The 14,532-nt window shown below is 68.8% G+C and carries 13 protein-coding genes; 8 read left to right on the forward strand and 5 right to left on the reverse strand.

Annotated features, from left to right (window positions below):
- Positions 1–257: 257 nt before the first annotated feature.
- Genes QJS33_RS17900 through QJS33_RS17915 form a run of 4 tightly spaced genes read left to right on the forward strand, consistent with a single transcriptional unit; the run spans position 258 to position 4,520 of the window.
- Positions 258–1,817, forward strand: coding sequence for a branched-chain amino acid ABC transporter permease (locus QJS33_RS17900; protein ID WP_306369144.1), 1,560 nt, complete (start codon positions 258–260; stop codon positions 1,815–1,817).
- An 11-nt stretch (positions 1,818–1,828) separates the two neighbouring features.
- Entirely contained in the window at positions 1,829–2,821 is a 993-nt protein-coding gene (locus QJS33_RS17905; protein WP_306369145.1) for a branched-chain amino acid ABC transporter permease, read from the forward strand.
- Complete coding sequence (locus QJS33_RS17910; RefSeq protein ID WP_306369146.1) at positions 2,811–3,644, forward strand: ABC transporter ATP-binding protein; 834 nt, start codon at positions 2,811–2,813, stop codon at positions 3,642–3,644. Before QJS33_RS17905 ends, QJS33_RS17910 begins: the two co-directional genes overlap by 11 nt.
- On the forward strand, positions 3,645–4,520 hold the full coding sequence (locus QJS33_RS17915; RefSeq protein WP_306369147.1) for an ABC transporter ATP-binding protein: 876 nt from the start codon (positions 3,645–3,647) through the stop codon (positions 4,518–4,520).
- A gap of 458 nt (positions 4,521–4,978) precedes the next feature.
- On the opposite strand, the gene QJS33_RS17920 is transcribed toward QJS33_RS17915, so the two are convergent.
- Together QJS33_RS17920 and QJS33_RS17925 are read right to left on the reverse strand one after the other, a co-directional pair.
- Positions 4,979–5,242: a hypothetical protein gene (locus QJS33_RS17920; RefSeq protein WP_372339677.1), complete on the reverse strand. Its 264-nt coding sequence runs from the start codon at positions 5,240–5,242 to the stop codon at positions 4,979–4,981.
- 434 nt (positions 5,243–5,676) lie between these two features.
- Positions 5,677–6,273 carry a hypothetical protein gene (locus tag QJS33_RS17925; RefSeq protein ID WP_306369149.1) on the reverse strand — a complete coding sequence of 199 codons (597 nt, stop codon included), beginning with the start codon at positions 6,271–6,273 and terminating at the stop codon, positions 5,677–5,679.
- Here QJS33_RS17925 and QJS33_RS17930 point away from each other — a divergent pair.
- On the forward strand, positions 6,241–6,666 hold the full coding sequence (locus QJS33_RS17930; RefSeq protein ID WP_306369150.1) for a substrate-binding domain-containing protein: 426 nt from the start codon (positions 6,241–6,243) through the stop codon (positions 6,664–6,666). The genes QJS33_RS17925 and QJS33_RS17930 overlap by 33 nt on opposite strands.
- An 88-nt stretch (positions 6,667–6,754) precedes the next feature.
- On the opposite strand, the gene QJS33_RS17935 is transcribed toward QJS33_RS17930, so the two are convergent.
- Complete coding sequence (locus QJS33_RS17935) at positions 6,755–8,008, reverse strand: ABC transporter substrate-binding protein (RefSeq protein WP_306369151.1); 1,254 nt, start codon at positions 8,006–8,008, stop codon at positions 6,755–6,757.
- A gap of 401 nt (positions 8,009–8,409) precedes the next feature.
- Positions 8,410–8,835, reverse strand: coding sequence for a hotdog fold thioesterase (locus QJS33_RS17940; RefSeq protein ID WP_306369152.1), 426 nt, complete (start codon positions 8,833–8,835; stop codon positions 8,410–8,412).
- Positions 8,836–8,894: 59 nt separating this feature from the next.
- On the opposite strand from QJS33_RS17940, the gene polA reads away from it, so the two are divergent.
- The 3 genes from polA (at position 8,895) to rpsA (ending at position 14,062) form a co-directional block, all read left to right on the forward strand.
- Positions 8,895–11,639: a DNA polymerase I gene (polA, locus tag QJS33_RS17945; RefSeq protein ID WP_306369153.1), complete on the forward strand. Its 2,745-nt coding sequence runs from the start codon at positions 8,895–8,897 to the stop codon at positions 11,637–11,639.
- Positions 11,640–11,665: 26 nt separating this feature from the next.
- The gene (gene arfB / locus QJS33_RS17950; RefSeq protein WP_306369154.1) at positions 11,666–12,109 is read left to right on the forward strand and encodes an alternative ribosome rescue aminoacyl-tRNA hydrolase ArfB; all 444 of its coding nucleotides are present in this window, start codon (positions 11,666–11,668) and stop codon (positions 12,107–12,109) included.
- 462 nt (positions 12,110–12,571) lie between these two features.
- Positions 12,572–14,062, forward strand: coding sequence for a 30S ribosomal protein S1 (gene rpsA / locus QJS33_RS17955; protein WP_306369155.1), 1,491 nt, complete (start codon positions 12,572–12,574; stop codon positions 14,060–14,062).
- A gap of 97 nt (positions 14,063–14,159) precedes the next feature.
- Here the strand turns inward: rpsA and QJS33_RS17960 are convergent, their stop codons facing one another.
- A complete protein-coding gene (locus QJS33_RS17960) occupies positions 14,160–14,531 on the reverse strand; it encodes an iron chaperone (protein WP_306369156.1) in 372 nt (123 codons plus the stop codon).
- Position 14,532: the final 1 nt, after the last annotated feature.

Raw genomic sequence — 14,532 nt, forward strand, 5'->3', positions numbered from 1 at the left:
GTGCCGAAGGTACGTGGGAAATGTGCAGATCGCTCACTCGGCAGGTGGGAAACGAGACAAGTGTCCAGCGTCAAGGGGGGTCCCGTGACGGTTGAGTCTCGTTTCTGCACGATGGGATGACATTTGGGTCACGTGGTTTAAGTGGAGCTGAATGACCTGGGTAAACCGGGCTAAACTCACCGCACCGAACAGCAATGGACAACGGTGTCGAATGCGCGCATACGGCACCGTTACCCTCAGATGCGCAAGGAGCGCGCGTGCGCACACGCCTCGTGACCGTGCTGCTCGCCCTGATCACCGCCATCCTGGTGATCCCCGGGCCGGCGGCGACGGCGGACGAACAGGGCGGTGAAGCGCTGCAGGGTCAGATCCGCAACCCGGACGACCGGGATCAGGGTGTCGAAGGCATCATGATCCAGGTGTTCGACGGTGCGGACGAGATCGGGGCAGCCGAAACCGACTCTGATGGAAATTGGGCGGTGGAGCTGCCCGGACCGGGCACCTACCGCGTCGTGGTGGACCAGGAGTCCGTCCCCGCAGAGTTCTCCGTACGAGAGACGGCCATCCTCGTCGACGGCGAGACCGAGGTGGAGGTCGAGGCGAACGATCAGCGTCCCCTGATCATCGCCTTGGAGTCCGCCGGCGGAGGTGACGAGCCGTCGGGGGCGCAGTCCCCGTCCGACACGGACTCGGAGGGTCCGGGTGACGACGCGGCCGCCGAGGAGGGTGATGTCGCCCCCGCGACCGGTGGCTCCTTCGGGAACCGGGTCATCCAGCTGACGGCGGCCGGGCTTCTCTTCGGCCTGGTGATCGCGATCTCCGCGATCGGCCTGTCGCTGATCTTCGGCTCGACCAAGATGATCAACTTCGCCCACGGCGACATGGTCACCTTCGGGGCCATGGTCGCGCTGGTGTTCAGCAGTGGTGCGGCGGGCCTGGGCAACTCCCTGCTCGCGATCTTCGCGGGTCTGGGCGGTGCGGTCCTCATCGGCGCCTTCCTGGAGACCAGGCTGACGCGGACCGTCCTGATCGTCGCCCAGTGGTCGTCGATCTTCGCGGGCATCGTGCTGGCCACCGTGCTGGGCGTGCTGGGCGACTCGGTGGGCTGGGAGGTTCCGCTGTGGATCGCGGCGGGTATCGCCGTGGTGATGGGCGCCGTGCTGGGCGCCTCCATGGAGCGGTACATCTGGCGTCCCCTGCGCCGCCGTCATGTGGCGTTGATCCAGATGTTCATCGTGTCGATCGGCCTGGCGCTGATCCTGCGCCACGTGATCCTGGTGCTGTTCGGTGCCGACCGCAGTCGGTACGCCGGTTTCCAGATCCAGGAGGTGGTGCGCCTGGGGCCGATCTCGATGCCGCCGCGCGACCTGGTGATCATGGGTGTGTCGGTCGTGGTCCTGGTGCTGGTGGCGTGCCTGTTGCAGTTCACCCGGATCGGCAAGGCGATGCGTGCGGTGTCGGACAACCGGGACCTGGCGGAGTCGTCGGGTATCGACGTGGACCGGGTCACCCTGTACGTGTGGGGTCTGGGCGGCGGTCTCGCGGCTCTGGGCGGTGTGCTGTACGGCCTCAACCAGGTGGTGCAGTACGAGATGGGCTTCCGTCTGCTGTTGCTGATGTTCGCCGCGGTGATCCTGGGCGGTCTGGGCACGGCCTACGGTGCGATGGTCGGCGGTATCGCCGTCGGCCTGGTGGCGATGTTGTCCACCCTGTGGTTCCCGTCGCAGTTGATGCAGGCGTGGGCTCTGGCGTTGATGATCCTCATGCTGCTGGTCAGGCCCCAGGGTCTGCTCGGGCGTGCTGAGCGGGTCGGCTAGGAGAGAAGACGATGGACATCCTTTCTATCCTGGCCGAGTCGGTCCGGTCGGCCCTGGGTCCGATCGCGGCGATCTACGCCCTGGCGGCCATCGGCCTGAACCTGCACTTCGGGTACACGGGTCTGCTGAACTTCGGTCAGGTCGGCTTCATGCTGGTGGGCGCGTACGGCGTCGGTATCAGCGTGTCGGTGTTCGGGCTGCCGTTGTTGGTCGGTTTCGGTGTGGGGCTGCTGTGCGCGCTGGTGTTGGCGCTGTTGCTCGGTATCCCGACGCTGCGGTTGCGGGCGGACTATCTGTCGATCACGACGATCGCGGCGGCGGAGGTGGTCCGGTTGGTGTACCGGGCCGGGTTCGCCGAGCCGCTGACCGGTGGTGTGTACGGTCTTCAGAACCTGGCGGGCGGCTTCCGTGAGTTGAACCCGTTCGAGCCGGGTGCCCGGTACGGCATCGGTGACCTGACGTACACGGGTACGCACCTGTGGACGATGGTGGTGACCTGGTCGCTGGTGCTGTTGATGGTGGGGCTGACGTGGTTGTTGATCCACAGCCCGTGGGGTCGTGTGATCAAGGGCATCCGTGAGGACGAGGACGCGGTCCGCAGTCTGGGCAAGAACGTGTTCGCGTACAAGATGCAGATCCTGGTGCTGGGTGGTCTGATCGGTGCGCTGGCGGGCTGCATGATGGCGGTGCACCAGGCGTCGATCCAGCCGGACCAGTTCAAGCCGCAGGTGACGTTCTTCCTGTGGGCGATCCTGCTGCTGGGCGGTGCGGGTCGGGTGTTCGGTCCGGTCATCGGTGCGATGGCGTTCTGGTTCCTGATGAGTTTCACCGACGGTCTGCTGAAGTACCTGGGCAGTGACCTGGGGCTGATGCCCTTCCTGGACGGTCCGGACTACGGTGCGCTCCAGTTGGCGTTCGCGGGTCTGATGCTGGTGCTGCTGATCGTGTTCCGTCCTCAGGGCCTGATCGGGGACCGCAAGGAGATGCTGATCAATGTCAAGTGATGAGACGGTGGTCGACCGTATGTCGGGTACCGAGACGGTGCCCGGTTCGGCGAAGGCCGATCCGATCCTGGTGGTCGACGGTGTGCGGCGTTCGTTCGGCGGTCTGACCGCTGTGGACGTGGGGCACCTGGAGGTGCAGCGGGGGACGATCACGGCGCTGATCGGTCCGAACGGTGCGGGTAAGTCGACCCTGTTCAACCTGTTGACCGGTTTCGACCGGGTGGATCAGGGGACGTGGTCGTTCCAGGGGCAGCGGATCAGCGGTAAGAAGGGCCACCAGGTGGCCCGGGCCGGGATGGTGCGCACGTTCCAGCTGACCAAGGCGCTGACCCGGTTGACGGTGCTCGACAACATGTTGTTGGGCGCCAAGGGCCAGTTGGGGGAGCGGATGGCGGGTGCGTTCGCGCGTCCGCTGTGGCAGAGCCAGGAGCGGGCCAACACCGAGCGGGCGTTGCAGCTGTTGGAGCGCTTCAAGCTGATCGCCAAGCGCGACGAGATGGCGGGTTCGCTGTCGGGCGGGCAGCGCAAGCTGTTGGAGATGGCGCGTGCGCTGATGACCGATCCGGACATGATCATGCTGGACGAGCCGATGGCGGGTGTGAACCCGGCGTTGGTGCAGTCGTTGCTGGGTCACATCACGTCGTTGCGCGACGAGGGCAAGACGGTCCTGTTCGTCGAGCACGACATGGACGTGATCATGGGCATCAGCGACTGGATCGTGGTGCTCGCCCAGGGGCAGGTCATCGCGGAGGGGCGTCCTTCGGACATCCGCTCGAACACGCAGGTCATCGATGCCTATCTGGGTTCCCATGAGGAGGACTGAATGAGTGAGAAGGGGAGCCTGGACAACGGGGGCCCGGAGTCGGGTCCTGACGGTGTGCCGGAGTCGGCGGAGGAGGCCGTGGTGGCGCAGGAGCACCGTGAGGAGCTGCTGGAGCACGCCATGGAGGAGTCCGTGGAGGTGGGTGCGCCCGAGGACTACCTGGTGCTGGCCAAGGAGTTGGTGGCCGGGTACGTGCCGGGGGTGAACATCCTCAACGGGTGCACGTTGACCCTCACCGAGGGTGAGGTCGTGGCGATCATCGGTCCGAACGGGGCCGGGAAGTCGACGCTGATCAAGACGATCTTCGGGTTGATCCCGGTCCGTGAGGGCGGTCTGACCCTGCGGGGGGCGAGCATCGCGGGTCTGCCGGCGCACAGCCTGGTGGAGCGCGGGGTGGGTTACGTCCCGCAGACGCAGAACGTGTTCCCGTCGCTGACGATCGAGGAGAACCTCCAGATGGGGGCTTATCTGCGGCCGAAGGCGTTCGCGGAGCGGTTCGGGTTCGTGGCGGAGCTGTTCCCGTTGTTGGGGGAGCGTCGCAAGGCGAAGGCCGGGTCGTTGTCGGGTGGTGAGCGCCAGATGGTGGCGATGGGGCGGGCTCTGATGATGGACCCGTCGGTGCTGCTGCTGGACGAGCCGACGGCGGGGTTGTCGCCGCTGTACCAGGAAGAGGTCTTCCAGCGGGTGAAGCAGGTCAACGAGGCGGGTGTCTCGGTGATCATGGTGGAGCAGAACGCTCGGCGGTGCCTACAGATCTGTGACCGCGGGTATGTGCTGGACCAGGGGCGCAACGCGTACACGGGTACGGGTGCGGATCTGTTGAACGACCCGAACGTCATCGAGCTGTACCTGGGGACCCTCGGTAAGAAGGACTGATCGGGGGGTCGCCGGGAGGGGGCGGGGCCTTGGGTCCCGCCCCCTCTTTGTGCGGGGGTGTGCGGCCGTGGTGCGGTCGTGGTCGGCCGGGTTCGTGTGCGGGATCGAGTTGTACCTGGGGATCTTCGGTGAGAAGGACTGATCGGGGGGTCGCCGGGAGGGGGCGGGGCCTTGGGTCCCGCCCCCTCGTCGTGCGGGGGGTGCGGTCGTGGTCGGCCGGGTTCGTGTGCGGGATCGAGTTGTACCTGGGGATCTTCGGTGAGAAGGACTGATCGGGGGTCGCCGGGAGGGGGCGGGGCCTTGGGTCCCGCCCCCTCGTCGTGCGGGGGTGTGCGGACGCGGTGCGGCCGGGGTCTGCTGGGCCTGTGTGCGGGAGTGCCGGGTGGTGTCGTGTCGGCCGCCGTGTTCGCGGCGGTGTGCCCGGGTGGTGTCGTGCGTCCGGTGATCCGTCGCCGTGGTCAGCCCTTGAGGCCGGTGGAGGCCACGCTCTGCACGAACCAGCGTTGGAAGGCGAGGAAGACGGCGAGCATGGGCAGCACCATCATCACTCCGAACGCCATGATGTCCCCCCCACCGGAAGGGGGGTGTCCCTGGTAGACGCTGATGGCCAGGGGGAGCGGCCGTACGGTCGGATCGCTGACCATGAGCACCGGCCACAGGGACATCCCCCACTGGGTGAGGAAGGACAGGAGGGCGACGGTCGCGAAGACCGGTTTGCTCATGGGCACGATGATCTGCACGAAGATCCGCGGCGGTCTGGGCCGGTACGACCACTGCGGCGAACAGGGCGTTGTTGCCCAGGGCCCGGTAGAAGCCGCCGCTGAACTCCGGTGAGGCGAGGATGCGCCGGTACTGCTCCAGTGCCACGAGGTCGGGTGGGCGGAAGGATTCGAGGCGCACGTTGTACAGCGATGGTCCGATGGCCATGGCGAAGGGCAGGGCTGCGAAGAGCACCGGTCCGGTCACGGCGGGCAGGGCCATCAGGGGGCGCGCCCATGTCCGTGGCCTGTGGTGTTGCCGGTGTGCGCCCGGCGGGGCGGGAGCGGTCTGGGGGTCGTCCTCGGGGGTGGAAGCGGTGGGGTGGGCTGTTTCGCGGCGTGGGGGAGCGCCGCCGGGGCCGCGCCCGTGTGCGGGCGCGGCCCCGGTCGGGGGTGGGTCAGGGGGTGGAGAAGGCGTCGTTGTCGGCGAAGTCGATGTCGATCGCCGCGGCCGCGTCGCCGAGTGCCCGGGTGATGTCGCCTCGGTCCCAGATGGTGGTGAAGGCGTCGGAGAACTGGCGGGTGATGACCGGGTATCCGGCGGTCACCGGGCGGGGCACGGACACGCAGTCGGTGGTGATCGGGCCGTTTCCGCAGGTCGCGGCCAGCTGTTGTGCGAACAGTTCCAGGTCTCCGCCCGTCCCGTAGAGGTCGCTGGTCTCGATGGCGGTCGTGGTTCCGGGGGGTGCTCCGTTGGCGGCCGTCATGGTGGCCACTTGTTCGTCGGCCATCAGGGAGTCGATGAACGCGCCGGCGGTGGTGCCGTTCCGGGAGGTGCCGGACACGCCCCATGCCCAGGAGCCCTGGCCGGTCTTGACGCCGTTGCCGAAGTCGGGGAGCGGGAGTACGACGAGGTCTTCGCCGGGGGCCTCGTGGTAGTTGGGGTATTCCCGGTGTCCGACGAGGGAGAGGGTGACGTCTCCGGAGACGAAGGCGTTGTCATCGGTGTGGTGGTGCCCTACGTGAACCGGTGGTTCTTCGGGCGGGTGCTCCACGGTGTCGAGGAGGTCCTCAGGGCGAGGGGCTTCGACCTGTTGCTGTACAACCTCGCCGACGCGTCCAGCCGGGACCGCTTCTTCGATGAGATGCCGCTCCGGCGCCGGGTGGACGCCGTGGCGGTGCTGAGCATGCCCCTCACGGAGGGGCAGGTGGCCGCCCTGTCCGGGCCGGGCGTTCCCGAGGACATCTCGGTGGTCGGTTTCGACGACCACGAGCTCGCCGGTGTCCTGGAACCGACGACGGTCGAGCAGCCCGTGGCCGAGCAGGGGAACCTCATCGCCCAGATCCTGCTCGATCTCCTTGAGTCCGGGGAGGGGCCGCCGCCGACCACGGTGCTGCCCACCCGGTTGGTGGTCCGCGGCGGTACCCGGCCGGTCCGGGCGGGGTGACCGGCCCGCGGGGCCGGGTGCGGGGACGGAGAAGCGCCCCGGGCCTGGGGCCCGGGGCGCTCGGGGGGTGATGGGTGGTGCGGTGGTGCTACTCGTTGACCGAGTACTCCTCGAAGCCGAGGGTCTCGTATCCGTCTTCGCCGAAGTGGAAGATCTGGAAGGTCGCGGAGGTCGGGTCGCCGTTGTCATCGAAGTCGATGTTGCCGCTGGCGCCCTGGTAGTTGATCTCCTCGCCGTCCGCGAGCAGGTCGCGGCACTCGGCGAAGGTGGTGCACTCGGTGCCCTCCGGGGCGCTGACGTTGGGCAGCTCGGCGACGTAGTCGGCGGGGACGACGCTGCCGGCGGCCTCGGCGGCCAGGGCGATCACGGTGACGCAGTCGAAGACCTGCGGGCCGAACTGGAAGGTCTCCAGGTCCGGGGCGAACTCGGCCAGGCCGTCGTTGAACGCCTCGTTGTCGGCGCCGGGCGCGACACCGGTGATGCCGGTGACGATCTCGGGGTCGCTCTCGTTGACGGAGGTGCCCAGTTCGGGGCTGTTGAGGCCGTCGGTGATGTAGAGCTGGTCGCCCTCGGTGCCGGTCTCCAGGAGCTCGGCGATGACCTGGGCGCCCTCCTCGAAGGAGATGAGGGCGATGGCATCGGCCTCGGAGTCGTTGACGGAGCCGACCACGGAGGAGAAGGTGGTGGTGTCGGGGTCGTAGGTCTCGTTGGCCACGACCTCGGCGCCGAGGTTCTCCAGTTCGGTCTGGAGGCCTCCGGCGTAGCCGCCCCCGTAGTCGTCGGCGCGGGCGACGATGGCGACGCTCTGGTGGCCGTCCTCGACGATCTGGCGGGCCATGACCGGGCCGGAGAGCAGGTCGCTGGGGGCGGTGCGGAAGTAGTAGCCGCCGTCGTCGATGTTGGTCAGGTCCGGGGCGGTGTTGGAGCCGGAGCACTGGACGATCTGCGAACCGGTGATGGTGTCGTAGGTCGCCTGGGTCATGCCGGAGGCCGCGGCGCCGATGACGGCGTGGACGCCGTCGGAGACGAGGGAGTTGGCGGCCTCGTTGGCCTGGGCGGCGTCGCCGGCCTCGTCGCCCTCGATGGGTGCGGGGACCTCGGTGCCGAGGATGCCGCCGGCGTCGTTGATCTCCTGGATGGCGTACTCGGCGCCGGAGATCTGGGGCGGGCCGAGGAAGGCGAGGCTACCGGTCTGGGGGTAGAGGATGCCGAACTGGAAGGCGTCGCCGGAGGCGCCGTCGCCGCCGCCTGTTTCGTTGCCGCCGCCGTCGCCACACGCGGTCAGCCCCAGTACCAGGGCCGCGGTTGCGGCAGTGAGGCCTAGGACCTTCTTGCTTGCCATGATGTGGTCACTCCGTTCAACCGGCGAGCACGAGCTGCATGGTGCAGTCGTGCCGGATGGTGCTCTTGCGCCCTGATGCCCGCGATGTGTGGCATGACTTAATCGGGAGCGTTAGCGGAGCTTAATCACGGAAGTTCGCGGTGCGAAAGCGCGAAATGCGCGTTGGTGCCGACTCGCCGTCAGGCTGTTATGGCTCTGTAGTCATCCCCGGCATCGCCTGGACGGTAGTCCTGCCTGGGTGGGCGCGGGGTGACAAAGTGTCGCGGCCGTGTATACGCAGAGGCCCGACCGTCGAATCTTCGGCGGTCGGGCCGTGGAGTCACAGGGGGACTTCACTGTGTTGTGAAGGCGGCCTGTTTCCGGTCGGTCGGCAACGGCCGGACCATTCGAGCCGTTTCCGGTCAGGTGCTCGGTAGCTCGCGCAGCATGCAGGTGAGGCGGGAGGTGCACACCTTGCGGTCCTGGTCGTCGGTGATGGTGATGTCCCAGGTGGCCAGGGTGCGGCCGAGGTGCACGGGTGTGGCGACGCCGGTCACGTGTCCGTCGGCGGCCGAGCGGTGGTGGGTCGCGTTGATCTCGATGCCGACGGCGATCCGGCCGTACTGCCGGGCGTGGATGGTGGAGCCGATGGATCCCAGGGATTCGGCCAGGACGCAGGAGGCGCCGCCGTGCAGCAGGCCGAAGGGCTGGGTGTTGTCCTTGACGGGCATGCGGCCGACGACGCGTTCGGCGGAGGCCTCGGTGATCTCGATGCCCATGCGGTCGGCCAGGCCGCCGCTGAGGGCGCCGCTGTCGATCAGCTCCCTCATCTCGGGGTCCGTCGTCATGGTGTTCCGCCTTTCGGTCGTGGCAGCGAAGTGTCCGCGTGGCATCCTAGGATTCACCTGTGGTGACCAAACGTGAGACCCCCGAGACATCGCAGGCCGGCGGGCGCCCCCGCCTTCTTCTCCTGGACGGCCACTCGATGGCCTTCCGCGCGTTCTTCGCGCTGCCGGTGGACAAGTTCGGCACCAGTACCGGGCAGTCGACCAACGCCGTGTACGGTTTCGCGTCGATGCTGGTGAAGCTGCTCAGAGACGAGGAGCCCACCCATGTCGCGGTGGCGTGGGACCTGTCGGGGCCCACGTTCCGCCATGAAGAGTACGCCGAGTACAAGGACGGGCGTTCCGAGACGCCGCCGGAGTTCCCCTCCCAGGTGCCGCTCACCCAGGAACTGATGCGGCTGATCGGGGTGGCCAACCTGTCGTCGCCGGGTTTCGAGGCCGACGACGTCATCGCGACGCTGGCCCGTATGGGCGGTGAGGCGGGTGCGGAGGTGCTCATCGCCTCCGGTGACCGGGACGCGTTCCAGCTGGTCACCGACTCGTGCACGGTGCTGTACCCGGGCAAGAGCCTGTCGGACCTGCGCCGGATGGATCCGGCGGCGGTCGAGGAGAAGTACGGGGTGACGCCGCCGCGGTACCGCGACCTGGCGGCGCTGGTGGGGGAGAAGGCCGACAACCTGCCGGGTGTGCCGGGAGTGGGCCCCAAGACGGCGGCCAAGTGGATCGTCAAGTACGGGTCGCTGGACGGGCTGGTCGAGCACATCGACGAGATCGGCGGCAAGGCCGGGCAGAACCTGCGCGACCACCTGGACGACGTGCTGCGCAACCAGCGGCTCAACCTGTTGGCCACCGATGTCGACCTGGGGGTGGGTCTGGACGACCTGCTGCTGGGCCGGGCGGACCGGGCGGGGGTGGACGCCCTGTTCGACAACCTGGAGTTCGCCTCCAACCTGCGTGAGCGCCTGTACGCGGTGCTGGCTTCGGACGAGGCCGCGGCGGCGGCCCCCGGGGGCGAGGGTTTCGAGGTCGACCTGACGGTGGCCGGGACCGGGACGCTGGCGGCCTGGTTGGCCGAGCACGCCGCCGCCGACGACGTCACCGCGGCGGCGCCGGCGGGGCTGGCCCTGGACGGGGCGTGGGGTGCCGGGACCGGCCGGGTGGACGGGTTGTCCATCGCGGTGGCCTCGGGTGCTGCGGTGTCGGTGGACCCGGCGCTGTTGGACGCCGCGGACACCGAGGCGCTGGCGGCGTTCCTGGCGGATCCGGAGCGGCCGATCGCGGTGCACGAGTACAAGGGTGCGCTGCTGGCGCTGGGCGCCCACGGTTGGGAGCTGGGCGGGGTGGTCAGCGACACCGCGCTGGCCGCGTACCTGGTGCAGCCGGGGCAGCGCCGTTTCGACCTGGTCGACCTGTGCCGCAAGTACCTGGGGCGGGAGTTGGAGGAGGAGTCCTCCGGCGACCAGCTCACGTTGGACCTGGACGGCGGAGGCCCGTCCGGCCGTTGGCACGCCCTGGCGGTGCGGGCGGCGGCCACCCGGGACCTGGCGGCCGTGTTGGCCGCCGAGGTGGACGAGCGCGGCGGTGCGCACCTGCTGAGCGGGGTGGAGCTGCCGTTGGTGCCGGTGCTGGCGCGGATGGAGCGGGCCGGGATCGCGGCCGACCGCGCCTACCTGGAGGAGTTGCAGGGCGAGTTCGCGTCGGCGGCGCGGGCGGCGGTGGAGCGGGCGCACGGGATCGTGGGCCGGGAGTTCAACCTGGGTTCGCCCAAGCAGTTGCAGCAGGTGCTCTTCGAGGACCTGGGGTTGCCCCGGACCAAGAAGATCAAGACGGGGTACACCACCGATGCCGACGCGCTGACGTGGCTGGCGGCCCAGACCGACAACGAGCTGCCGGCGGTGCTGCTGCACCACCGCGACCAGACCAAGCTGCGGACCACGGTCGAGGGGCTCATCAAGACGGTCGCCGACGACGGGCGCATCCACACGACGTTCAACCAGACGGTGGCGGCGACCGGGCGGCTCAGCTCCACCGATCCCAACCTGCAGAACATCCCGGTGCGCACCGATGTGGGGCGGCGTATCCGGCGGGCGTTCGTGGTGGGGGAGGGCTACCAGGAGCTGTTGACCGCCGACTACAGCCAGATCGAGTTGCGGATCATGGCGCACCTGTCGCAGGAGAAGGCGCTGATCGACGCGTTCAACAGCGGCTACGACTTCCACGCGCAGATGGCGGCGCAGGTGTTCGGTGTCGCGGTGGAGGATGTCGACGGTGAGGCCCGGTCGCGGATCAAGGCGATGAGCTACGGGTTGGCGTACGGGTTGAGCGCTTACGGGCTGTCGCAGCAGTTGGGCATCACGCCGGAGGAGGCGAAGAAGCTCATGGAGGACTACTTCGCCGAGTTCGGCGGGGTGCGCGACTACCTGAACGCGGTGGTGGAGGAGGCCCGCAAGGTCGGCTACACCGAGACCATGCTGGGTCGGCGCCGGTACCTGCCGGATCTGACCAGCGACAACCGGCAGCGGCGGGAGATGGCCGAGCGGATGGCGCTCAACGCGCCCATCCAGGGGTCGGCGGCCGACATCATCAAGGTGGCGATGTTGCAGGTGGACGCGGCGCTGGCCGAGAGCGGGGCGGCCTCGCGGGTGTTGTTGCAGGTGCACGACGAACTGGTGGTGGAGGTCGCCCCGGGTGAGCGGGAGGCGGTGGAAAACCTCGTGCGCCATGAGATGAGCACGGCCTATGATCTGCGTGTTCCGCTGGCCGTGTCGGTCGGCGGCGGACGGAGTTGGCACGACGCCGCGCATTAGCGCGATGCAGGGAAGGGGACGGTGACATGAGCACGGGTGCCGCGCAGGACGGCGGTCTGGTCGTGGGTCCGGTCACCGTTCCCGCCGATGCCCTGGTGTGGCGGTTCTCCCGTTCGTCGGGGCCGGGCGGGCAGCACGTCAACACCTCCGACACCCGGGTGTCGCTGTCCCTGGACGTGGCGGGGTGCGCGGCGCTGGGGCGGACCCGGCGCGAGCGTGCGCTGGAGCGGTTGGCGGGGCGCTTGGTGGGCGGGGTGTTGACGGTGTCGGTGCAGACGCACCGGTCCCAGGTCCGCAACCGGGCGGAGGCGCGGGAGCGGATGGCGGCGCTGTTGGCGGAGGCGATCGCGCCGCCGCCGCGCGAGCGCAGGGCGACGCGGCCCGGCCGGGCGGCCCGGCAGCGCCGGCTGGACGCGAAGAAGCGCCGCGGGGACATCAAACGGTCACGCTCTCGGCCGACGTCGGACTGACCGAAATCGGTGCGGGGGGCGCCCGGTGATGCCGGGTGACCGTCCCCGCACGGACCGCACCGGCCCGCGCGGGGGGTGCGGAATCCCTCTCGCGCAGGGGTGTCCACCCAGTTCACGCGTGATGGCGCCCCCCGGTTGATCTTCACCTGTGCACTCGGGTACATTGCCGCCATTGCGATCTTCGCCGGGTTGGCGTTCGAGGGTTCCGATTGACCAGGAAGCCCTTGTCTCATATGCTGGCCGGAGCGTTGTGGGTTCGTGCGCCGTCTGATGTCTCCCGCCAGGGGGGCCGAGGGGCGGCACCACCAAGGTCCACGCTTCTGGACCCGGCGGTCGGTCGCTGCGGAAGGCTCCTTTCCGCGGTGGCACCGTTCCTCTCCTTCATCGGATGTTGGATCGGCGGGCTCGGATCTGCGGCGTGCCCATCTTCTGAATCTGTCCGTATCCGGAGTCCACCCACAAATGACGAGCAGCACCGAGGCCACCTCGACACCCCAGGTAGCGGTCAACGACATCGGGTCCGAGGAAGCCTTCCTCGCGGCGATCGACGAGACCATCAAGTACTTCAACGACGGTGACATTGTCGAGGGCACCATCGTGAAGGTCGATCGAGACGAGGTCTTGCTCGACATCGGTTACAAGACCGAGGGTGTGATCCCGTCCCGGGAACTCTCGATCAAGCACGACGTCGACCCCGGTGAGGTCGTCGCCGTCGGTGACCAGGTCGAGGCCCTGGTCCTCCAGAAGGAGGACAAGGAAGGCCGTCTGATCCTGTCCAAGAAGCGCGCCCAGTACGAGCGCGCCTGGGGCACGATCGAGAAGATCAAGGAGGAGGACGGCGTCGTCACCGGCACCGTCATCGAGGTCGTCAAGGGTGGTCTCATCCTCGACATCGGCCTGCGCGGCTTCCTGCCCGCCTCCCTGGTCGAGATGCGCCGCGTCCGCGACCTTCAGCCGTACGTCGGCCGCGAGCTCGAAGCCAAGATCATCGAGCTGGACAAGAACCGCAACAACGTGGTCCTGTCCCGCCGCGCCTGGCTTGAGCAGACCCAGTCCGAGGTCCGCCAGACGTTCCTCAACACCCTCCAGAAGGGCCAGATCCGCAAGGGTGTGGTCTCCTCGATCGTCAACTTCGGTGCGTTCGTGGACCTGGGCGGCGTCGACGGCCTGGTGCACGTCTCCGAGCTGTCCTGGAAGCACATCGACCACCCGAGCGAGGTCGTCGAGGTGGGCCAGGAGGTCACCGTCGAGGTGCTGGACGTCGACATGGAGCGCGAGCGCGTCTCCCTGTCGCTGAAGGCGACCCAGGAGGACCCGTGGCAGCAGTTCGCCCGGACCCACCAGATCGGTCAGGTCGTCCCGGGTAAGGTCACCAAGCTCGTCCCGTTCGGCGCGTTCGTCCGCGTCGAGGAGGGCATCGAGGGTCTGGTCCACATCTCCGAGCTGGCCGAGCGCCACGTCGAGGTGCCGGAGCAGGTCGTCCAGGTCGGCACCGAGATCTTCGTCAAGATCATCGACATCGACCTCGACCGCCGCCGCATCAGCCTCTCGCTGAAGCAGGCCAACGAGAGCGTCTCGCCGGACCAGGTGGACTTCGACCCCACCCTGTACGGCATGGCCGCCGAGTACGACGAGCAGGGCAACTACAAGTACCCCGAGGGCTTCGACGCCGACACCGGCGAGTGGCTCGAAGGCTACGAGGCCCAGCGCGACGAGTGGGAGCGCAGCTACGCCGAGGCCCAGGCCCGGTTCGAGGCGCACCGCAAGCAGGTCGAGGAGGCCCGCGCGGCCGAGGCCGAGGCGGCCAACGCCCCGGCCGAGGCCGAGGAAGAGGACTACACCGGTGGGGCCCAGAGCTCCGGCGCCGGTGCGGACTCCGCCTCCAGCGGCGCCCTGGCCTCCGACGAGGCCCTGGCCGCCCTGCGCGAGAAGCTCGCCGGCGGCGAGGCCTGACCGGTTCGGTGAACCGGTCGGCCGGTCCCGTCCGCGGGACCTGACAGCCGAGTGAAGGGCCGTCCCCAGTGGGGGCGGCCCTTCGCCGTGTCCGGGGTCAGCAGACGGGGCCGTCGGTGGCGGCGGTGGCGCGCAGCAGGTCCCTCAGCAGTTCGGTGTCCACCTTCTCCGGGCGGGAGAAGCGCAGGCACCCCTTGCCCGTGTCGTGCCCGGCGAGCCGGTCGGCGAAGGCGTCCCACACGTCCCGGCGCAGCAGGTAGAACGAGATGTGGCGCTGCTGGCTCGCGAACGCGACCTCTCCTTCCGCGGCGCCCGGCCGCCGGTAGAGGGGCATGCCGTGGGCCATCACCTCCTCGAACCCCGCGAGCTCGCTCCGGCACAGGTCCCGGACGGCCGTCAGGACGTCCCGGCGCTCCTCGGGCGCCTGGGCCAGGTACTCGTCGACATCGGTCGCCTTGCTCATCACCATG

The sequence above is a fragment of the Nocardiopsis sp. CC223A genome (assembly GCF_030766825.1).
In the GTDB taxonomy this organism is placed as follows: Bacteria; Actinomycetota; Actinomycetes; order Streptosporangiales; family Streptosporangiaceae; genus Nocardiopsis.